18 protein-coding genes are annotated in these 21,263 nt (G+C 65.1%); 8 read left to right on the forward strand and 10 right to left on the reverse strand.

The features are described from left to right. Position 1 precedes the first annotated feature (1 nt). Positions 2-442, reverse strand: a complete 441-nt coding sequence (locus NKH06_RS03655; RefSeq protein ID WP_352892251.1) for a lipid-binding SYLF domain-containing protein — start codon at positions 440-442, stop codon at positions 2-4. A 251-nt stretch (positions 443-693) separates the two neighbouring features. Here NKH06_RS03655 and NKH06_RS03660 point away from each other — a divergent pair, with 251 nt between their 5' ends. Further along, positions 694-1,050: a hypothetical protein gene (locus NKH06_RS03660; protein ID WP_352551341.1), complete on the forward strand. Its 357-nt coding sequence runs from the start codon at positions 694-696 to the stop codon at positions 1,048-1,050. A 120-nt stretch (positions 1,051-1,170) separates the two neighbouring features. Here NKH06_RS03660 and NKH06_RS03665 read toward each other — a convergent pair whose 3' ends face one another. The 6 genes from NKH06_RS03665 to NKH06_RS03690 all read right to left on the reverse strand — a co-directional run bounded on the left by NKH06_RS03665 (position 1,171) and on the right by NKH06_RS03690 (position 11,758). After that, positions 1,171-5,955, reverse strand: coding sequence for an autotransporter outer membrane beta-barrel domain-containing protein (locus NKH06_RS03665; RefSeq protein ID WP_352892252.1), 4,785 nt, complete (start codon positions 5,953-5,955; stop codon positions 1,171-1,173). 700 nt (positions 5,956-6,655) lie between these two features. Then, positions 6,656-6,901, reverse strand: a complete 246-nt coding sequence (locus tag NKH06_RS03670) for a MoaD/ThiS family protein (RefSeq protein WP_352441834.1) — start codon at positions 6,899-6,901, stop codon at positions 6,656-6,658. 64 nt (positions 6,902-6,965) lie between these two features. Further along, positions 6,966-9,227, reverse strand: coding sequence for a xanthine dehydrogenase family protein molybdopterin-binding subunit (locus NKH06_RS03675; protein WP_352892255.1), 2,262 nt, complete (start codon positions 9,225-9,227; stop codon positions 6,966-6,968). A 1-nt stretch (position 9,228) separates the two neighbouring features. Next, positions 9,229-9,705 carry a (2Fe-2S)-binding protein gene (locus NKH06_RS03680; RefSeq protein WP_013530647.1) on the reverse strand — a complete coding sequence of 159 codons (477 nt, stop codon included), beginning with the start codon at positions 9,703-9,705 and terminating at the stop codon, positions 9,229-9,231. Beyond that, positions 9,705-10,565 (reverse strand): FAD binding domain-containing protein, encoded by an 861-nt coding sequence (locus tag NKH06_RS03685; protein WP_352892257.1) that lies wholly within the window; start codon positions 10,563-10,565, stop codon positions 9,705-9,707. The genes NKH06_RS03680 and NKH06_RS03685 overlap by 1 nt, the downstream gene beginning before the upstream one ends. 194 nt (positions 10,566-10,759) lie before the next feature. Further along, positions 10,760-11,758: a GlxA family transcriptional regulator gene (locus tag NKH06_RS03690; RefSeq protein ID WP_352774001.1), complete on the reverse strand. Its 999-nt coding sequence runs from the start codon at positions 11,756-11,758 to the stop codon at positions 10,760-10,762. An 84-nt stretch (positions 11,759-11,842) separates the two neighbouring features. On the opposite strand from NKH06_RS03690, the gene NKH06_RS03695 reads away from it, so the two are divergent. Then, complete coding sequence (locus NKH06_RS03695) at positions 11,843-12,019, forward strand: hypothetical protein (protein WP_352892259.1); 177 nt, start codon at positions 11,843-11,845, stop codon at positions 12,017-12,019. Between the two features lie 75 nt (positions 12,020-12,094). Continuing rightward, complete coding sequence (locus tag NKH06_RS03700) at positions 12,095-13,327, forward strand: flavin-dependent oxidoreductase (RefSeq protein ID WP_352774003.1); 1,233 nt, start codon at positions 12,095-12,097, stop codon at positions 13,325-13,327. 23 nt (positions 13,328-13,350) lie between these two features. On the opposite strand, the gene NKH06_RS03705 is transcribed toward NKH06_RS03700, so the two are convergent. Further along, entirely contained in the window at positions 13,351-14,244 is an 894-nt protein-coding gene (locus NKH06_RS03705; protein ID WP_352774005.1) for a LysR family transcriptional regulator, read from the reverse strand. A gap of 102 nt (positions 14,245-14,346) precedes the next feature. Between NKH06_RS03705 and NKH06_RS03710 the strand changes: the two genes are divergently transcribed. Together NKH06_RS03710 and NKH06_RS03715 are read left to right on the forward strand one after the other, a co-directional pair. Then, the gene (locus NKH06_RS03710) at positions 14,347-15,105 is read left to right on the forward strand and encodes an SDR family oxidoreductase (protein WP_352892262.1); all 759 of its coding nucleotides are present in this window, start codon (positions 14,347-14,349) and stop codon (positions 15,103-15,105) included. A 54-nt stretch (positions 15,106-15,159) separates the two neighbouring features. After that, positions 15,160-15,372: a tautomerase family protein gene (locus NKH06_RS03715; protein WP_352774009.1), complete on the forward strand. Its 213-nt coding sequence runs from the start codon at positions 15,160-15,162 to the stop codon at positions 15,370-15,372. A 274-nt stretch (positions 15,373-15,646) separates the two neighbouring features. Here the strand turns inward: NKH06_RS03715 and NKH06_RS03720 are convergent, their stop codons facing one another. Next, a complete protein-coding gene (locus tag NKH06_RS03720) occupies positions 15,647-16,558 on the reverse strand; it encodes a transcriptional regulator GcvA (protein WP_352774011.1) in 912 nt (303 codons plus the stop codon). Positions 16,559-16,774: 216 nt separating this feature from the next. On the opposite strand from NKH06_RS03720, the gene NKH06_RS03725 reads away from it, so the two are divergent. Together NKH06_RS03725 and NKH06_RS03730 are read left to right on the forward strand one after the other, a co-directional pair. Then, entirely contained in the window at positions 16,775-16,957 is a 183-nt protein-coding gene (locus NKH06_RS03725) for a DUF1127 domain-containing protein (protein WP_128304585.1), read from the forward strand. Next, on the forward strand, positions 16,954-17,844 hold the full coding sequence (locus NKH06_RS03730; protein WP_352892265.1) for an NmrA family NAD(P)-binding protein: 891 nt from the start codon (positions 16,954-16,956) through the stop codon (positions 17,842-17,844). Before NKH06_RS03725 ends, NKH06_RS03730 begins: the two co-directional genes overlap by 4 nt. A 296-nt stretch (positions 17,845-18,140) precedes the next feature. Here the strand turns inward: NKH06_RS03730 and NKH06_RS03735 are convergent, their stop codons facing one another. Beyond that, positions 18,141-19,796 (reverse strand): acyl-CoA synthetase, encoded by a 1,656-nt coding sequence (locus NKH06_RS03735; protein WP_352798423.1) that lies wholly within the window; start codon positions 19,794-19,796, stop codon positions 18,141-18,143. A 370-nt stretch (positions 19,797-20,166) separates the two neighbouring features. Here NKH06_RS03735 and NKH06_RS03740 point away from each other — a divergent pair, with 370 nt between their 5' ends. Then, on the forward strand, positions 20,167-21,261 hold the full coding sequence (locus NKH06_RS03740) for a KamA family radical SAM protein (protein ID WP_352892268.1): 1,095 nt from the start codon (positions 20,167-20,169) through the stop codon (positions 21,259-21,261). The last annotated feature ends 2 nt before the right edge of the window (positions 21,262-21,263 follow it).

The raw sequence follows: 21,263 nt of genomic DNA on the forward strand, positions 1-21,263 counted from the left end.
CTTACCGCAGCGAGATGCTCATGCCGCTGAGGTCGGCGTTGACCTGCAGGCCGACCTGCCTGCCCGTCAATTCGAGCCGGGCGCCTTTGTCGTTGCTCATGACGATCACCTGAGCCCCTTTGCCAAGCGCGCCGCCACCCCCCGCCGCACCATAGACCCCGGTCACATCCCGTGCACGTTTGATGTGGCGCACGGTACCTTGGAAGTAGGTCTTGGAGACGCCGAAGGCGAGACCGCCCGAGACGCCGCCGACCGAGATGGGATAGCGGCGGCCATGGAAGGTCAGCGTTCCTTCGCCTCCGGAGCCACCGACAAAGAAGGCAGCCTTGTAGACGGCGAAGCGGATTGTGCCGCTGTCGGCATGCGCGGCGCTGGCAAAGCCCATGCTCGCGGTGACGATGGCGGCAACCGCGATGGAACGAAATCCGGATGAAATCTTCATGGTGAGAACTCCTCAATGTCGCCGCTTTGCCGGCCGCAGCGTGGGATCAAAGTTACAACTGAACAGTCTCGCCCGTGATTTGGTTCCAGGCCCCGCGATTTGGTTCCAGGCATGGGTTCGAATCCGGCGGCTGGAGGGCCGGGGAGAAGACGGCAGGTTGCGGAGGGTGGGGAAGGCGCCTGACCGCAGCTATCGCCTTGTGGGATGAAGAGGTCTATGCAGGCCCTTACAAGGCTTAGGAGAGGCTTCGGATGAGAATCGCAATCTGCCTCGCATTGACTGCGGCAGTGGCCGGATGCGCGACCTCCCCGGTCGACTATGAGGCGTCGCTTTCGCAGCAGGACCAGAAATGGGCTTCGCCGGCATGCCAGCAGGCGCGCAGGGCGGCTTCGGATTACGAGGCTCGCGAGAAAGAGCATCCGGGGTGGGGTTTCGGCGTCCTGCTTGGTCCATACTCGATGGGACTCGTCGCAGCCATCAAGGAGCATGAGCAGAAGCAACGAAAACTGTTCGCCCGCGAGGTGCACCTGCAATGCTCAAGCCTGCCGCTGCCGAAGGAACTGCAGGGCGATTTGAACCCTGGGGTGCCGGCGACGAAGTATCCGTAGCCCTGCGGCGCCTTCCGGGCCCCAAAGGCACCGGGGCTGCGAAGCGGCGCGAGTGGAGAGCCGCCGTTGGACCTAAGCAGTCATGGCGCAATCAACATCAGCCAGTAAGTGCCAAGCAAGTCACCACTTGACCCGCAAGCCCAGTGAACCGGTCAGCGCATGACTGTCACCGAAGTCTTTGAGGCCCGTCCGGGCGGCGGCTTCGCCGAACACCGAGAACCTGTCGTCGGCCCAGTTGATCGTGCCGCCAATACCGAGGCCGCCCCAGAGTTGCTCGTTGCGGTTCGAAAGGGTGCTGCCGGCGAGGTCGACAGATGAGCCATCTTCGAAGTCGTAATAGAGGTTGGCGATGCCGTAGAGATTCGTGTGGCCGGCGCGGCCCGTGCGGTCCTGCCACTGCGTCTGATGGTCGAGCGAGAGGCCGAGGCGGCCGAGCAGGCTGTCGTTGGTGCCTGGGGTGACCCTCGCGCCAAAGGCGTCGGTGAAGGCGTCGAGGTCGACGGATGACCAAGCCAACTGGGCTTGCGGCGTCAGCGACCAGCTCGGGTCGAGCATGATGCGCTTGCCGGCTTCGACACCGAGCGCGTAGCCGACACCGTTGTTGCCGTCGACGAGCCGCTGTCCGGCGGTCGCCGAATCGAGATTGCTGTCGTACCAGATCACCTGCGCCTGGCCGTCGAGGTAGAAACCTTCCGCGCCGTACCAGGTCAGCGAGCCGGAAATCCCGGTGCCGGTGCTGTCGATCGACCCGCTGCCGAAGACCGACGAGACGTCGGCGGACACGGTGCCATACTGGAAGGCGACGCCGCCGATGAGCTGGCCGGCCGCGCTATCGGACAAAAGCATGTCGGCGCCGGTCTGCAGCCTCCAGGTCGATGTGTCATACGTCGTTGCGGTGGTGGAGCTTTCCGGATCGTAGGAGCCGCTAGTGCCCTCGATCCTGCCCCACAGCCCGATACCGGCCTCGGCCTTCACATCGTCGGAGATCCCGTCGGCGCCTTGCGCTTCGATGGTCCAGGACCGGTTGCCGAGCCGCTGCTGCAGCGTGCCCAGCTGGTTGAAGGTCTGCAATACGCCCGCATAGGCCTCATAGAGCGGTGCGCCTGCCTGATAGAGCGGAGTTCCGGGTCCACCGCCATCGATCAAGGCAGAACGCAGATACCAGTCGCCGTCGCCGGTCGTGCTCGTGCCGTCCTGGTAGAGCCTGTAGGCATAGGCGCCGCCGACCACCGCCTGATCGCCTTCGAAAGTATAGTTGCCCTTTAGCGAGAAGCTGCCATTCGAGACGCCGCCGACATCGACGATCTTGATGCCTTCGACCGTCTGCGCCCCGCCGCCGCCGAGATTGACAACCTGGAGCGTACCCGTGCCTGACGTATCCCCGGCGATAACCAGCATGTTGGTCTGCGAGTTGTCTGCACCCAGGGCGGTGCCGATGAGAATATTGCCGCCATTACCGACATAGTCGCCGCTGACGGTCAGCTTGCTTCCAAGGCTGCCGGCAATGCCCACGGTCCCGGCATTGGTCAGGCCAGCAATGGTCTGCGAAGTGCCGGCGAGATCAAGCGTGGCGCCTGAGGCGACCGAGAACTGCGAGGAGGAACTGAATGCGTTTTCTGCGCCTGCGGCAAGCGTGCCGCCGCTGACCGATGTGGCGCCGGTAAAGCCTGAGTTGCCGGACGCGAGCACCAGGGTGCCCTGGCCGTCCTTGATGAACGTGCCGGCACCCGAGAGCACGCCGGCATAGCTGGAGTTGGCGACCTGGTCGAAGGTGAAGGAGTTGCCCGCGCCGATAGAGACGTCGCCGCCGAAGCGCTCGGCCGCCGAGACAAGGCTACCCTGATCAATGGCCCAATCGAGCAGCGAGGTGCCTGCAAGCGTCAGCGTGCCGGCGCCGTCCTTCACCATCGTGCCGGTGCCGGAGATATCGCCGGCAAAGCTGGCATCCGCCGCCTGGTCAAAAACGACAGTGCCGGCGTTGCCGATGTCGCCGCGAATCGAAGCCGCGTTGCCGACCAGCGTGCCGGCACTCACCAGCGTGTTGCCGCCATAGCTGTTCGTTCCGGTCAGCGTCAGGGTGCCGGCGCCGGTCTTGGCAAGATTGCCGGCACCCGAGATCGCGCCGGACAAAGCGAGGTCGGTCACCGTGTCGAAGGCACCGCCGGGCGCCGCAAGCGTGATGTCGCGCGCCGAGGAGAAGACGGCGGTGTTGCGCAGCGTACCGCCAGAGAGGGTCAGGTCGCCGGCGGCGTCGCCGAGATTGTTGTCGGCCGCAACCGAAAGCACGCCGCCCGAGACGGCCGTTCCGCCTGAGTAGGTGTTGGCGCCCGACAGCACCAGCGTGCCGGCATCGGTCTTGGTCAGGCTGCTCGCCCCGTTCAGCACGGAGGCGATGGTGGCGGTATAGCCTGCTCCGGCCAAGGTGCCGTCGCCGACCCGAATGATGCTCTCGCCGCCAGCGCCGGCAAGCGTGATGGCGTCTCCCTCGATGCGGTAGCCATCGGCGGCGAACTGCATGCCGGTAACCTCCAGCGCGCCGGCGCTGTCGTCGGCGGTGACGGTACCGCCAAGTGTCTGGAAGATGGCGAAACCGGGCTGCGGCTTCATCGCGCCTGTCACCAAGCCGGTGCTCGTCGTCCAGTTCGGGCTCGTCGCCGTCCAGGTGCCGTTGCCACCGTCGACCAGATTGTTGTTGGCATTCCCGACCGCGTCACCGTCCCAGAACAACAGGTCATTGCCGACGCTGCTGACCAGATTGACCTGGTTGGCGACAGAGGTCTGCACCGTCAAGTCGGCTGTCGTAACGCCGGCCGGCAGATTGCCGAATTCGAGACCATTGTCGGTCAGCGTGCCGCCATAATTGATCAGCCGGTAGACGCCGGGGCCGAAGCCGCCGACGTCGGTGATGTCGAGGCTGCCGTCCAGCGTCAAGTTTCCGGTCACCTCAATCAGGTCGTTGACGCCGCCGCCGACAATGCCGGCTTGGCCAAGCTCATAATCAAGGATCGAGCCGGAGCTCAGGCTGAGCGATCCGACCGTGAGGGTGCCAGGGCTGGACCCCGGCGCCAGCATGCCGCCATCGGCGATGATGACCGCGCCGCCGATCGAGCCGGAGCCGCCCAGCGTCGCACCGCTGTTGACCGTCGTCTGCGAGCTGCCGAGCGAACCCTCGACGACAAGCTTGCCGGCTTCGACCGTCGTCGGGCCGCTGAGAGTGCTGGTTCCCGTAAGGCTCAGATTGCCAAGACCCTGCTTGGTAAGGGAGCCGCTGCCATCCATGGAGCCGGCAAAGCTGGCGTCGGTCGGCTGGTCGAAGACGAGCGCTCCGTCGTTGAGGATTCCGCCGGTGCCGAGGCTCGAGGCTTGACCGGTCAACGTGCCGCCGGTGATCACCGTGCCGCCGCTGTAGCTGTTCAGGCCGGTCAGTGTCGTGCCGCCCGAGCCCTGCTGAACCACCGCGCCGCTGCCTGAGATCGCACCACCGACGATCAATGCATCTGAGGGGTTGAATGCCAGCGTGCTGTCGTTGAGGACATTGCCGACAATGCTGCCGCCCTCGCCGACTTGGAGCGTGCCGTTATTGATGACAGTGCCGCCGGTGTAAGTGTTGGCGCCCGACAAAACCATCGTCCCGCCGCCTGCTTTCGTGAGACCGCCTGCTCCGGAGATGACATTGCTGAGCGTGAGGATCGTGCCGACATCAGTCAGAAACGTTCCGCCTCCTGTCAGGGCGATTGTCCGGCCGCTGGTGATGTCGGCGGTCGTCTGCAGTGTGCCGCCACTGAAGGTCAACCCGCCGGAGGCGGCGCCCAGATTGTTGTCATTCGAAATTTGCAGGGCCCCGCTGCTCAAAGTCCACGGCGTAAGGGCGGTCGTCGTCCCCGTCAGTGTCCAGGTGCTGCTTCCTGTCTTTTCATACAATCCGAAGCCGTCGTATTTGGCGCCAGCGCCGATCTTGGACACATCAAAACTGGCGCTGCTGTCGCCGCCCAGCTTGAAAGTGTCGGCAGTGCTGAATGCAACCACATTGCCGCCGATTACCGAGCTCGCTTGAAGCTCCAGAGAATTAACTCCGCCTGTGAACTCGATAGCCTTGCCGGTGATCGGCGTTCCACCACCGGCGCCGACGGCGCCGCCGCTGATCGTGCCCGCATTGATAACCGCGATGTTGGCGCCCTTGATCCCCGCTGCGCCATCGCCGCCTGCCAAGGAGCCCTGGCCGCCACTGCCGCCAATAATCGTCGCACCTTGATTGTTGATGACGGTTCCACCTGAGAGCAGCAGAACAGCGGCGCCACCGTCCCCACCGCCGCCGAGAAGGGCTCTTCCGCCGGCGCCCCCCAGCAGATTCCCGCTGTTCTGGATTGTCCCGCCGCCGATCAGGACGATGGCAGCCGCGCCGCCGCCGCCGCCTGCTTGGGCCCCAACTGTAGAGCCACTAGTGCCACCGGTAACGCTGCCGCCCGCCTCTACAACGACATTTGCGGACGAGAATATGCCGACGCCGCCACCACCGCTGCCGCTGTTGCCACTGTTCCCACCTCGGCCACCAGTGCCACCAACCACCGATCCTGTGCCAGTAACCGTAACGTCGGCCGTGGCACTGACGCCCACACCGCCACCACCGCCGCCGCCGCTCCTGACGACGCTGTTTGTGCCAGGTGAGCCCGAAGCGCCGGCTCCGCCGCTGATGCTGGTTGCAATGGTCCCGTCTGTGGAGATGACCAGACCCGTAGCACCAGTCGCACCGGCAACGCCGTTTGGGTTGTTGGCTGTCGAGCTTCCCGATCCCGACCCTCCGGGCGCACCATTGCCCGTCGTGAGATCAACGCCGCCACCACCGCCGCCGGCGGTAGCGCCATTGGGGACATTCTGACCCGTGGCACCCGCTAGTGCACCGTCCACACCCCCTTGTCCGGCGCCTACGCCGCTTCCATTGCCGCCATCGGCCCAAGCGGGCGCGACATTCAGCGCGAGTGTGACAGCAAGGATCGCAAGGGCGGAAGCGCTGCAGCGAAGCGACACGTCCTGCTGCAAGCGCGCGAGGCGCAAAACCCAAATCCCGTCGCGCGCCAAAATCCGCTCCGCCATGCCTAAGCTCCCTGATTCCTGAGTGCGCCGAAGGCAGCATGAAAGCTATTCGCCCGCAAGACGTTTATAGTCACGAGAGCTACCAAGAAGCTAACAGTGACCAGTAAAATCAAGTCTGCGACGTTTGAGTGACAGATAATACGTCGATATTAGATCTAGCTTATCAAAGAGACCTTACGGAATCGCGAGAACAATCTCGCCGCATGGGTCTGCAGGGAAATTTTCGGAGCTCCTGGCCCTCAGCGATCCCATCGAGTGAGCTCGAAGGCTGCCCAGCGCAAGCCGGGTGGACAGAGCGTCATCACTGGACCGGGATTTCCCCCTCACGCCATACCCCTGTCGCCGCGGGGGCCTCAGCGATGTCAGCTACTGGGATGCGGCTACAGTCTGTTCGATGACCGACATGAGGCACGAAGCAGACTTCCTCCCGGTCGGACGCAATAGCGCTTCGTAGAATTACGGTGACAGTGTAAATTACGGCGGCAGTGCACTTTTTACCCTGTCAGTTGTCGCCTTACCCCCCGGCCAGCCTCGGCAGCAAAAAAATCTCCGCCCCCGCCGGCAGCTTCTTCGACCACGTATCGCGATAGATCGTCCCGTCGATCGCAACCGCGATGCCTTTCTCGATCCAGGGCTCGAGGCCGGGATACTGTTCAGCCAGCTTCCTGAACAGCTCCCTTATGTCCTTGGCCTCGATCTCGACCTTGCTGTTGCCTCCGGCGGTCGCGGCGAGCGAGCCCCAGAGCGTTACTTCGACCATTCGCGAGACCCCTATTCGGGATGGAGCATGATGTTATCCGAAAACCGCTTCGCACTTTTCGGCATCATGCTCTAGCCGCCTCGATCGCCGCCAGGATGCGCGGCGGCGACATCGGGATGTGCGTCATGCGCACGCCCGCGGCGTTCGACACCGCGTTGGCGATCGCCGCCAGCGGCGGCACGATCGACGTCTCGCCGACGCCGCGCACCCCGTAGGGGTGGTTGGGGTTGGGAATCTCGAGGATCTGCGTGTCGATCATCGGCAGGTCCGAGCAGACCGGGATGCGGTAGTCGAGGAAGCCGGCGTTCTGCAGCCGACCGTCCGTGCCGTAGATATACTCCTCGTTGAGCGCCCAGCCGATGCCTTGCGCGGCGCCGCCCTGGTACTGTCCCTCGACATAGGTCGGGTGCACCGCCTTGCCGGCGTCCTGCACGACCGTGTAGCGGATGACCCTGGTGGCGCCGGTATCGGGATCGACCTCGATATCGCAGATATGGGTGGCGAAGGAGACGCCGGCGCCGTCGGCGACGAGCTCGCTGTGGCCGGCGATCGGTCCGCCGGTCTTGCCCGACTCGACCGCGATCTCCTTCAGCGACAGCTTGCCGAGATTGCCGTGCTTCTCGCCCTTGGCGATCGCGTGGCCCTTTTCCCAGACCACGTCGTCGACGGCAATGTCCCACATCTGCGCGGCGCGTTCGCGCAGGATCCTGATCGCATTGCGGGCGGCCGAGATCGTCGCCATGGAAGACGAGAAGGTGCCGCGGCTGCCGTCCGTCATGTCGTTGTAGCCGAGGCTGGACGTGTCGGCGACGATCGCCTTGACTTGGCTGTAGTCGATGCCGAGTTCCTCCGCCGCCACCAGCGACAGCGAGGCGCGCGAACCACCGACATCGACCGTGCCGACGGCAAGCGAGACCGAGCCGTCCATGCCGATGTTGAGGTCGGTGCAGGTCTGGCCGCCGAAATTGAACCAGAAGCCGCAAGCCATGCCACGGCCCTGGTTCGGGCCGAGCGGCGCCTTCATGTGCGGATGGCTCTTCACCGCCTCGAGCGTCGGGCCGATGCCGATCGGGCCGTAGACCGGGCCGTAGGAGGATCTTGTGCCTTCCTGCGCGGCGTTTTTGATGCGGAAGTCGACCGGGTCCATGCCGATCTTCTTGGCCAGCTCGTCGACCGTGCTTTCCACCGCGAACGCCGCCATGGGTGCGGAGGGCGCGCGATAGGCCGCGGTCTTCGGCCGGTTGACCAGCACTTCGTAGCCGACCGTCTTGACGTTATCGAGCTTGTAGCAGGCAAACGCGGTCATGGCGCCGATCTCGGCCCAGGAGCCGGCATACGGGCCGCAGCTGTAGCGCAGCGTCGCTTCGGCGGCGGTGATCGTGCCGTCCTTGCGGGCGCCGATCTTGACGTCGATCGAGGTGGCGCTGGTCGGACCCGAGGCGCGGAACACCTCGTCGCGGGTCATCACCAGCTTCACCGGCCGGCCGGCCTTGCGCGACAGCGCCAGCGCCACCGGCTCGGCCCAGACATGGGTCTTGCCGCCAAAACCGCCGCCGATCTCCGAGGAGGTGACGCGCAGTTTCGAGGCTTCCATGCCAAGCAACTGGGCGCAGTGCTGGCGGTAGACGAAATGGCCCTGCGTGCAGACCCAGAGGTCGGCGGTGCCGTCTGAACTGAAATTCGCCACGCAGGCATGCGGCTCGATATAGCCCTGGTGCGTCTGCTCGGTCTTGAAGGAGCGCTCGACGATGAAGTCGGCGTGCCCGAAACCCTGATGGACATCGCCGTGGCCAAACTGGCTGCGCTTGGTGACGTTGGAGGGTTTTACCGGCTTTTCCTCAAGGCCCTCGGTGAAGATGGCATCATTGATCAAGGGCGCCGTGTGCTTCGCCGCCTCGTCGACATCGGTGACATGCGGCAAAAGCTCGTATTCAATCTCGATGAGCTTCAGCGCCTGCCTGGCGGTGCGGGCGTCGATCGCGGCGACCGCGGCCACCGCGTGGCCGTCATAGAGCGCTTTCGTGCGCGCCATGCAATTGTCGAGGACGTCGTACATGGCGGCATCGCCATCGGTGAGGTCCGGCAGGTCGGCCGCGGTGATCACCGCCTTGACGCCGGCGAGCCTTTCCGCCTTCGAAATGTCGATCTTCACGATCCTGGCGTGGGCGTGCGGGCTTCTCAGAACGCGCCCGACCAGCTGGCCGGCCATGTTGAAGTCGGCGCCATAGCGCGCGCGGCCCGTCACCTTGTCCACGCCGTCGGGACGGATCGGACGCGTGCCGACGGAGGTGAATTTACGTCCGGAAAAACGTGGATCGAAATTCATCTCAGGCTCCCTTCATCACGATGGCCGCGTCCTGGACGGCGCGCACGATCTTGTCGTAGCCGGTGCAGCGGCACAGGTTCCCGGCGAGGCCGAAGCGGATTTCCTCCTCGGTCGGGTCGGGGTTCTTGGCCAGGAGGTCCTTGGCCGCGATCAGGAAGCCCGGCGTGCAGATGCCGCATTGCAATGCGGCGTGCTCGAGGAATTTCTGCTGCAGCGGGTGCAGCGTGTCGCCATGGGCCATGCCCTCGATGGTCTCGACGCGGCGGCCTTCAGCCTCGGCGCCGAGCACCAGACATGAACACACCAGCCGGTCGTCGAGGATGATGCTGCAGGCGCCGCAGTCGCCGGTGCCGCAGCCTTCCTTGGCGCCCGTCAGCCCCAGCCGATCGCGCAGGACGTCGAGCAGCGTCTCGTCCGGCTGGCAAAGATACTCGACAGCGTCGCCGTTGATTGTCGTTGAAACTGCTATACCAGCCATCATTTGCCTCCTGCACGTGCATAGGCGGTCGTTGCGGCCCGCTTGGCCAGCACACCCGCAACTTTCCTCCGGAATTCAATAGTACCGCGCTTGTCGTCGATGGGACGACAGGCCCCTGCGCAGACCTTGGCGAGCCGCTCCAGCGTCGCTTCGTCCAGCCTGGAACCGATGAGCACCTCCGCGGCCTCTTCGACCAGAAGCACCGTCGCCGCCACGGCGCCCAGCGCCACGCGGGCCGATTTGACGACACCGTGCTCATCGAGCGTCAGGTTCACGCCGGCGCTGACCACCGCGATGTCCATTTCGGTGCGTGGAATGAAACGCAGATAGGCATCGCCCGAGCGCGGCGCTTGGCTGTCGAGCAGGATCGCCTCGATGATCTCGCCTTTGGCCAGCGACGTCTTGCCCGGCGCGGTCGGCACGCTCTGCACGGGGATCGTGCGCCGGCCCGCCGGCCCGACGACCACTGCCTTGGCGCCGGCGGCAACCAGCGCCGGCACGCTGTCGGCAGCCGGCGAGGCGTTGCAGAGATTGCCCACGATGGTGCAGCGTCCCTGCACCTGCTTCGAGCCGATCAGCTTGGCCGCCTCGACGACACCGGGCCATGCCTTTTTGAGGGCGGTGTTCTCTCCCAGGACGGCGCAGGGAACCGCGGCGCCGATGCTGAAGCCTTCAGCCGTTTCCCGGATTTCGCTCAATCCGTCGATTGCCTTGATGTCGACGATCAGCTCTGGTTCGGCAAAGCCGCCCTTCATTCTGACCAGGAGGTCGCTGCCTCCCGCAAGGATGGCGGCCGTACCAGCCGACCCGGCCAACTGGCCAACGGCATCTTCTATTGAAAGCGGACGTATGTAGCGCATCGTCTCCCCTTGGTCATCGCGATTTCAGCGACCGTTATAAACAGTCTCCTCATAATGGCCATCCGGTTCCTCATCTGCGGCGATTGGGCCAGGCGCCGCAATGTCCAGTCCAACAGACGGAAGGTGGCGCGCTGAATGGCAGCAACCGGCTTTGGGACGATTTTCGTGAAACTTCGGTTATGGATCAAGTGCGCTCATTCGCTTTTACGGCCTTTAAGCCGGGCAGAGCCGCTGCCTGGCCGCCCCGGCTGAAGCCCCCTGTGTTCGGCGGCCGCCCGAAACGCCTGCGGCGGCTGGCCAAGGGTACGCAGGAAGGCGCGCCGCATGCGTCCGGGATCGCCAAAACCGGCGGTTTCGGCGATCCGCTCAAGCGGGAGATGGCTGGTCTCGATCGCCGTGCGGGCCGTCTCAAGGCGCATGCGCTCTACGGCCTTTGCCGGCGTGACGCCGGTCTCGGCCGTGAAGGCGCGGGCGAAGTTGCGGGGACTCATGGCCGCGTGATCGGCCAGGCATTCGACGGTCAACGGTTCGGCCAGGTTTGCCCGTACCCATTCGATCAGCGCGGCGAAGCGGCCGGTTCGCCCGCCCAGCTCGACGAAGGCCGAGAATTGCGACTGGCCGCCCGGCCGGCGCTGGTGCACGACGATCTGCTGCGCGGTGCGGCGCGCCACCTCAGCGCCAAGGTCATCTTCGACGAGGGCGAGCGCCAGGTCTATTCCTGCCGAGATGCCGGCCGACGTCCAGATGTCGCCATCCCTGATGAAAATACGCTCGGCATCCAGCCTGACCTTCGGGTAGCGGCGGTGGAAGTCGTCGCTGCTGGCCCAGTGCGTGGTCGCGCGGCGGCCGTCGAGCAATCCCGCCTTTGCCAGCAGGTACGCGCCCGTGCAGACGCTGCTGATGCGCCGCGCCGAGGCGCGCCTCAACCAGGCGACGATCTCGTCCATCGCCTCCATGGAGCGGATGATTTCGCCGCCCGATACGATAACGGTGTCGAAAGGGCCGTCGCGCAGAGGCCTGGTGAGGAGCTTCAGACCCGAAGAGCTTTCAACGTCGCCGCCGCCGGGCGCCAGCAAAACCAGCTCATAGCTGTCCGGGCGGCAGCGCTCCGCAATCTCGAAGACTGTAGTCGGCCCGGCCGCATCCAGAAGCTGGAAACCGGGGTGAACGACGACGGCAACTTGCCTGCGCATGGCAGTATTCGCCCGATTTATGTCATTTCGGACGAAACGTAACGCCGATACCCTCGTCGTCAAGCCATCTGGAGATCGGACCCCATGAGCTGGCGACTTGCATTGTGGAGCAGTGTCGGTGCCGCCGGCCGTGTCGTGGCGGAGCACGGATTGCTACGCCAACTGGCCCACAGGGCGCTTGCTAGCGCCAGCCACGGTGCCCGCACGGCCGACTTCGTCGCCATGCAACTCGAATATCCCGGGGCGGTCGCATCGCGGTGACGATGCCGTGCTGAAGCGACGGCGGGTGTGTGGCCGTCCTGCGAGCACCGATTTTTCACAGCAAGGGAGTGACTGATGAAAGCATTGATCGCCGGGGCCGGCATCGGCGGCCTCACCACTGCTCTGTTCCTGCATGAGGCAGGCATCGAGGTCGAACTGTTCGAGCGGGCCGACGACATCCGCGAACTTGGCGTCGGCATCAACATGTTGCCGCACGCTGTCAAGGCGTTGGCCGGACTTGGGCTGATGCCGGCGCTCGACGCGGAGGGGGTGAGGACACGCGAGCTTGTCTACACCAACCGCTTCGGCCAGATCGTATGGCAGGAATTGCGCGGCATCGATGCCGGCTATGAGGTTCCGCAAATCAGCATTCATCGCGGCAGACTGCTGGGGCTGATCCACAGGGCCGTGGTGAGCAGGCTTGGCGGCGACATCATCAATACGGCAAGCCGTGTCGATGCCTTCGAGCAGAGCGGGGGCGAGGTCGTGGCGCATTTCCGCCGGCATGACGGCTCGCGAGGCGAGGCGCATGGCGACCTGCTCATAGGCGCTGACGGGATCCATTCCGCCGTCAGGGCCGTGCTCTATCCCGAAGAAGGGCCGCCGATCTGGAACGGCACGATGCTGTGGCGCGGCGCCACGCCATGGCCGGTCTGGCGCGACGGGCGCACCATGGCGGTTGCCGGCGGCAATTTCGCCAAGTTCGTGTATTATCCGATCGAGCCGGATCGCCAAGAGCCGGAGACCAGGCTGACGAACTGGGCGGTGATGGCCAATACCGGTGATAGCGGCACATCACCGCTGCGTCCCGGCGACTGGAGCCGCCCGGGCGTGATCGACGATGTGCTGCCCTTCGTGCGCGACCGGTTTCAGCTTGATTTTGTCGACCCTGCCTCGATCATCCAGGCAACGGATGGCTTCTACGAATATCCGAACTGCGACCGCGACCCGCTGCCGCGATGGTCGTTCGGGCGGGTGACGCTGCTCGGCGATGCGGCGCATCCCATGTATCCGGTCGGGTCGAACGGAGCCAGCCAGGCAATACTCGACGCCGGTTGCCTCGCGATGCATCTGGCCGCGGGACCAACCGTCGAAGCCGCGCTCGCGCGATATGATGGGGAGCGGCGGCCGGCCACATCGGCCATCGTGCTGGCCAATCGGCAAGGCGGGCCGGAAGCGGTCATAGACTTGGTCGAGGCCCGGGCGCCGCATGGCTTTGATGACATCGACGCCGTCGCTTCGCGCGAAGAACGCAAGAGCGTGGTACGCGGCTATGCGTCCCTGGCCGGGTTTGCAAAACCGAATTGACCGGGAGCGGGCGTTTTTGCGCCCTAGAGATCGGCCTCGGCGAAGATGCGCGAGGCCCAGTCGAGGAAGACGCGCAGGCGTGGCGAGAGCTGACGGTTCTGCGGGTAGAGCGCCGACAGCGGCGTTGGCGATGGCGGATAGTCGACCAGCACCTCGACGAGCGTCCCATCCGCCAGATCCTTTTCGAAGCGATAGCGCGGCGCCTGGATGAGGCCGAGGCCAAGCCGCGCCAGATCGGCGGCGGTGTCGGAATTGTTGGCGGCGACGCGGCCTGGCAGCCGCACCTCACGGATATTGCCGGCGACGGTGAATTCGAACGGAAGGGTCTCGCCAGTGCGCGACGAAACAAAGCCCACCGCCTGGTGACCGTCGAGCGCATCGGGGGAGGCGGGCGTGCCGTGGCGTTCGAGATAGCCAGGGCTGGCGCAGGTGATCTCGCGGATGACAGCCAGCCGCCGCATGATCATGCCGCTGTCGGGTAGCTCGCCGACGCGGATGACACAGTCGACGCCTTCACGCACGAGATCGACCAGCCGGTCGCTTTGGCCGATCTGCAGGTCGATTCTGGCATAGCGGTCGAGGAACTCCGGCAGGCGCGGCAACAGGAATGTGCGGGTGAGCAGCGTGCTGGCGTCGATGCGCAGCAGGCCGAAAGGCTCCGCATTGCGGAAGGCGGCCTCGGCATCCTCGATTTCGGCCAGGATCGACAGGCAGCGCCGATAGTAGGCTTCGCCGTCCTGCGTCGCGTTCACCTGCCGCGTCGTTCGTTCCAGCAGCCGCGCGCCGAGATGCACCTCCAGCCGCCGGATCGCCTCCGTTGCGGTTGAGCGCGGCAGGCCGAGATCGGCCGCGGCAGCGGCGAAGCTGCGCCGCTCCAGAACGCGAACGAAGAGCCGCATCGTGTCCAGTCGATCCATGGCTTTTGTTCGCAGTTTCCGAATAGTGATGTCAATAGGCGGCTGATTATCCGGAAAGCGGGCCGACCTATATCCGTGTTACCAACACACGGAGAGACTTCCATGACATCCAATCAAACAAGTATGGGTGGCCAAACCAGAAGCGCGATCGTGACCGGCGCCTCCAAAGGCATCGGCGCCGCCATCGCACAGCGGCTCGCCCGCGACGGCGTCGCCGTCGTCGTCAACTATGCACGGGGCCGCGCCGAGGCCGAAGAGCTTGTGCGCAGCATCGAAGCCGGCGGCGGCAAGGCGATCGCCGTTCAGGCCGATATCGCCGATCCGAATGGGATCCCGGCGCTGTTCGACGCCGGCGAGAAGGCGTTCGGCGGCATCGACATCCTCGTCAACAATGCCGGCGTCATGAAGACGTCGCCGATGGCGCAGACCGACGATGCTTCGTTCGACACGCAGATCGCGATCAATCTCGGCGGCGTGTTCCGCGGCATGCGGGAAGGCGCGCGCCGGCTTCGCGACGGCGGCCGCATCGTCAATTTTTCCAGCAGCGTCGTTGGCCTCTACCAGCCGGGCTATGGCGTCTATGCCGCCACCAAGGCCGGCGTCGAGGCGATGACCCACATCCTGGCCAAGGAGCTTGGCGCGCGCCGTGTCACCGTCAACGCGGTGGCGCCCGGGCCGATCGAGACCGCCCTGTTCACGGACGGCAAGAGCGAGGCGCAGATCGAGGCCATCGGCAAGATGATCCCGCTCGGCCGGCTTGGCCAGCCCGACGACATTGCCGGGCTGGTCTCGTTCCTCGCCGGACCGGACAGCTTCTGGGTCAACGGACAAATCATCCGCGCCAATGGCGGCGTCGTCTGAGGCGTCGCCGACCGCTCCACCCCGAACCTGAAACTCCACAGAAAGGAAAAGATCATGCCATTCGCCAACATCAAGTTACCGCAAGCGGCGCTCTCCAGGGCGCAGAAGGAAGACCTCATCCATCGAACGACAGCCATGTTCGTCGACTTTTTCGGCGAGGGTGCGCGCCCCTTCACGATGGTGCTGGTGGAGGAGGTCGCCGACGGCGGCTATGGCCGGGCCGACGAAGTGTTCGTCGTGCCGGAAGTTTTTCGTACGAAGGAGTAGCGCAAAGGCCAGCGACAGCTCTGGCAAAACGGGGACCTGAATCCAGATTCTTCAAGATTTGCGCCAGCACCCCCACCCGGACCTTCGGTCCGACCTCCCCACAAGGGGGAGGTAGGGAGCCCAGCTTTTCCGCATTTCCAAAAAGGCGCTGTTCGGCAGTCGGGCAGGGCGCCTTCCTCACCCTCCCCCTTGTGGGGAGGGTCGATGCGAAGCAGCGGGGTGGGGGGTCTGCGCGGCGCTGCAGCGCTTGGGTTTGCAAGCGTAGACCTCCGCTTCAATCGCCCTTCGTCGCACCAATCCAGTCAGCCGCCATTTCGGCAAACAGCCAGTCGCGGAACGCCCTGATCTTCTTCTGACGCAGCGCGCCGTCGCGGTAGACGACGTAGTAGCGCGAGGCGGATTTCAGCGCGCGGTCGAAGGGACGAACCAGCCGCCCGGCGGCGAGGTCGGCCGAGACCAGCGCGCTTCGGCCCAGCAGCACGCCTTCGCCATGCACCGCGGCCTCGACGGCGAAGGTGGCGGAATCGAAGCGCACGCCGCGCTTCGGATCGACATCTGCCACGCCGGCATGTTGCAGCCATGTCGCCCAGTCGATGCGAAAGGCATCATGGATCAATTTGTGATGCCTGAGATCCGCCGGCAAGCGCAGCGGATGTTCGCCTTGCAGCAGTTCCGGGCTGCAGACGGGGAAGACCTCTTCATCGGCGAGAAATTCCGCTGTCACTCCGGCATAGCCGCCCTTGCCGTAGCGGATGGCGATGTCGATGCCGTCGCTGACGAAATCGGAAAGCACGCCGGAGGTCGACAGCCGCACGTCGATATCGGCGTTGGCGCGGTGGAAACGATGCAGCCTCGGCACCAGCCAGCGGCCGGCAAAACCGTCCGAAGTGCTGACATTCAGGATGCCTGTCGTGCGGTCGGGCGTGGCGGCGATGGTGGCGGCGGCGATCTGGTCCAGCGCCGTCCTGACTTCCGATGCATAGGCGGCGCCCACCGGCGTCAGGCGAACGGACCGCGTTCCCCGATCGAAAAGCTGGATGCCCAGCCTGTCCTCGATGTTGCGGATTGCGCGGCTGACCGCGCCATGGGTGACGTTGAGTTCAGCCGCCGCCTTGGAGAAACTCAGATGCCTGGCGGCGGCCTCGAAGGCGGGCAGGGCAGTGAGGGGCGGTAGTCTGCGCGGCATGATCCACCTGTGAGCGTTGCTCACAAATCCTGCACAAAGAGTCGTTTGTCGTCCAGCCCAGAAATGTTCAATCTGTTGGTGTAGCAGCGCATGCAGATCGGATTCTCCATCTCACCGTTGCGCTGAACGACCAGAAACAGTGTGAGCAATCGTCATGCTCGTCCTCCGCGGACGGCGTCGGCACGCTTGCGCCTAGGCAAATACAGGAGACGGACAATGAACCCGACCTTCGAATCCATCGGCGCCGCGATGAGCGGTCTTGCACTCAGAACCGCTGCAGTCGTCGAGCGCCGCCGGGTGCTTCGCCGAGTTTCACGCTTCTCGAATCCTCGCTTGCACGACATCGGCTTCGAGCGCGACTGGGACGGTTCCATCCTGCGCAATGGGAGGGCGATATGACCAGCACCCTGATCATCGGCGCGACGGGGCTGCTGGGTGGCGAGATGGCGAAGGCCAGCGCAAGCAATGGCGATCGCCTGCACGTTCTGGTTCGTCCGGCAACAGCCGGTAATGAAGAACGGCTGCGTTCGCTGAAGGAGCTCGGCGCCAAAATCCATGTCGGCGATCTCGACGACTATGACAGCCTTGTCCGCGCCGCCGGTGCGGTGGATCGCGTCATCAGCTCGGTGCATGTGGATTCGGCCAGCGAGATGACGCTGGTGCGCGCGCTCAGAGATGCCGGCGTCTCCCGCTATGTACCTTCCGCCGGCTTCGGCCTCGACTTTGCCGCCGCTGCACCGGGCTCGGTTCCGCCGCTCGACCTCAAGCGAGCCGTGTTCGACGCGATCAGGCAAGCGGATCTGCCCTATACGGTGATCTACACCAACGGCTTCTTCTCGACCTGGGTGACGACGCTGGGCGACCTGATGCGCTTCGGCTCGTCGCCCTTGCCGTCCGAAGAGGTGACGCTTTATGGCGACGGCAATGTGCCGGCGACGTTTGTCAGCGAGAAGGACATCGCCGCCGTCACCTTGCGCGCGTTGAACGACCCCAGTGCCATCCGCAGCGAGATCCGCATCGCCCAGAACGAGATCACCCAGAACGAAATGATCGATCTGTGGCGCCGGGTGAGCGGCCGCTCGCCGCGCATCGTGCCCCAGAGTGCGGCGGAGCTTGAGGCGATGATCGCATCAGCCCCCTGGCTCGGACTGCTGCGGGCGTTTTGGATACGCGGTGAGACGGCGCTCGAAACGGCCACGCCGGAAGCCGGCGCGCTCTATCCGGAGCTGACGTTCGAGACCATCGAGAGCGCCTTTGTGGCGATGGCGGGCACCGCTGGGCGGTAGGAGCAGAAGCGCGGCGGCGCAACTGCCGATCTCCCCCACTTGTGGCAGGGCTATCGCATATGGAATTCCTGAGATGTCTGCCCGGCACGGACCCCCACCCCTAACCCCTCCCCAAAAGGGGAAGGGAGACTTCCGTTGGCGCTGACCCAGAAGCATCGCCTGTCTTTTCGGCGCCAACAAGAATTAAAGGCACGCGGCAGCATTCCCTCCCCCTTGTGGGGAGGGTTAGGGTGGGGGTTCTTCTTCGCAAGAATCCATATGCGATAGCCCTGCCACAAGTGGGGAGATCGGCCGTGTCACTCCTTCCGCTTCTCCACCTCGGCCTTCCTCAGCAGGAACCGCTGGATCTTGCCGCTCGGCGTCTTCGGCAACTCGCTGACGAACTCGACTTCGCGCGGATAGGCGTGGGCCGAGAGGCGCTTGCGGACATGCTGCGCCAGTTCCTCGGCCAGCGCCTCGCTGCCTCGAAAGGCGGGCGCCAGAACGACGAAGGCCTTGACGATTTCGGTGCGCTGCGGATCGGGCACGCCGACGACCGCTGCCTCGTTGACCGCCGGATGCTCGAGCAGCGCGCTTTCGACGTCGAACGGGCCGATGCGGTAGCCGGCCGAGGTGATGACGTCGTCGGCGCGGCCGATGAAGGAGATCGAACCGTCGGGCTCGAACTCGACCGTGTCGCCGGTGCGGTAATAGCCACCCGCAATGGCAGGGGTTTCGGCCTGATGATAGCCGCCGAACCAGCGCAGCGGCGAGTTGGCGATGTCGACGGCGAGAATGCCGGGCTGGTTGGGGCTAAGCTCGTTGCCGGCCTCGTCGAGCACGACGACGCGGTAGCCCGGCATGGCAAAGCCGGCCGAGCCGTGGCGTACGGGGTGCGACAGGCCGTGATGGTTGTTGACCATCATGCCGTTCTCCGTCTGGCCGTAATGGTCGTGGATGGGGGCGGCGAGATGAGCGTCGAACCAGCGGATCACCTCCGGGTTGAGCGGCTCGCCGGCGCTGCTCACCACACGCAGGCGGCCCTTGACGCGGGCGGCGGCCTCGGGTCCTTCGGCCAGCAGCAGGCGGAAGGCGGTGGGCGAGCCGGCAAGGCTGGTGACGCCGAGGCGCTCGATGATGTCGTAGGTGCTCCTGGCGGTGAAGGCGCCCTCGTTGAAGGTCGTGGCGATGCCAAGCAGCAGCGGGCCTGTTATGGCGTAATAGAGGCCGTAGGCCCAGCCGGGATCGGCGATGTTCCAGAAGACGTCGGCGGGCCGCAGCCCGATGGCATCGCGCATATAGGCGCCGAAGGCCAGCAGCGCGCTGAGCGGCACCGGAACGCCCTTGGGGAAACCTGTCGTGCCCGAGGTCGACATCATCATGAACAAATCGTCGCCCTTGCGCATCACCGGCTGGCAGTCAGGCGAGGCGGCGGCGAAGTCGGCGCGGAAATCGATGTCGCCGGCCGGCAGGGCTTCGCCTGGGGCAAGGATGGTTGCAACCCGAGGGCAATCCTCCACCTGGTCGAGTTTGCCGCGATTGGCAATGTTGGTGACGACGAGCTTCGCGCCGCTGGTCTTCAGCCGGTGGTCGATGGCCTTGGGGCCAAAGGCGGTGAACAGCGGCTGGTAGACCGCGCCGATGCGCCAGGTGCCGAGGATGAGCGCCACCAGTTCGGGAATGCGCGGCAGCATGCCGGCGACGATGTCGCCGGAGCCGACGCCAGCCGCTTTCAGCATGTTGCCGACGCGCGCCGACATCTCCTTGAGATCGTCGAAGCTGAACTCCCGCAGCTCGCCACCGGCGGAGATGGCGCGCAGCGCCAGCCGGTTCTGGCCGGTATGGCGATCGCAGCATTCGATGCAGGCGTTGATGCCCGTCGCGGGATCGCCGTGAAGTCTTGCGATCTCATCGTCGATGCGAAAGCGTGCAATGGCATCGGTATAGCGCGGCAGCGCCGGTGTATTGGTCATGGCAGTCCTCCCTGGCGGCGCCGCATCTCCCCATGCGGCGCTGTCGGGTGCGAGCTTGCCCGAAATTGTGGTTGTGGTCGATGCGGCGAAAGTTGGTGGGTGGGAAGGTTGGCGCTTGAACACCCCCCTCTGCCCTGCCGGGCATCTCCCCCGCAAGGGGGGAGATCGGCGCCTCAATCGCGGCGCTTGTCTTGCGACGTCGACGGTTGGCGAAAGCGATAACGACATCCAATCTCCCCCCTTGCGGGGGAGATGTCCGGCAGGACAGAGGGGGGTGTGAAGGATCACAGCGCTGACAATCTGCGTGGTTGACCTAATCAGTCATCCAGCGGATAGGTCCGGCCCAAATATACCCGCCCGAGAAACTCCGATGACCACAGACACCAAATTCCACCCCGACACCGCCTGGCAGGCCGAAATTCGCGCCGGCGTGCGCCACGTGCGCGACCTGGCGTCCCTGCCGTTGTCGCCAGCTGAGCGCGCGGCGGCGCAAGCGGCGGCGGTGAACCACAAGGTGCGTGCGCCCAAAGCCTATCTGGACCTGATCGACTGGAACGACCCGGCCGATCCGATCCGGGCGCAGGTCATCCCCTCTCCGCAGGAACTGGAGGAGGTGGAAGGCGAACTCGACGATCCGATCGCCGACCATGAATTCAGCCCGGTGCCGCGATTGACGCATCGCCATGCCGACCGGGTGCTGCTGTTCCCGACCTATCAATGCGCCGTCTATTGCCGGTTCTGCTTCCGCAAGGAATCGCTGACCGCGATCGGCCGCGGCTACACGCGCCAGGCGCTGGAACCGGCGCTGGCCTATATCGCGGATCACCCCGAAATCCGTGAGGTGATCCTGACCGGCGGCGATCCGCTGTCGCTGCCCGACAAGGCACTGGCCGAAATCTTGGCGCGCATCGAAGCGATCCCCCATGTGCGGCTGCTGCGCATCCATACGCGCGTGCCGGTGGTGCTGCCGTCGCGCATTACATCAGGGCTCGTCGCGGCGCTGCAGGGCCGGCTGATGGTCACTGTCGTCACCCATTTCAACCACGCGCGCGAGATCACCGACGCAACCGAGGCCGCCTGCCGCACGCTTCGGCAAGCCGGCTTCGTGCTGCTGAACCAGAGCGTTCTGCTCAAGGGCGTCAACGACAGCATCGAGGTGCTGGAAGAACTCTGCCGCGAGCTGATGTACCGCCTCGGCGTCAAACCCTACTACCTGCACCATGGCGACCTCGCGCGCGGCATGGCGCACCGACGCACGACGATCGCGCGGGGACAGGCGCTGACTGAAGCGCTGCGGGCGCGGCTGTCGGGCATCTGCAACCCCGTCTATGTGCTCGACCTGCCGGAAGGCGGCGGCAAGGTGCCGATCGGGCCTTGCCATGTCGAGGGACGGGACGGCGAGAACTGGCGGCTGCGCGGGCTCGATGGCGAGGTGAGGGCGTATACGGAGATCGTTGGCGAATAGGG

It is taken from the genome of Mesorhizobium sp. M1342 (genome assembly GCF_040317955.1).
GTDB lineage: Bacteria > Pseudomonadota > Alphaproteobacteria > Rhizobiales > Rhizobiaceae > Mesorhizobium.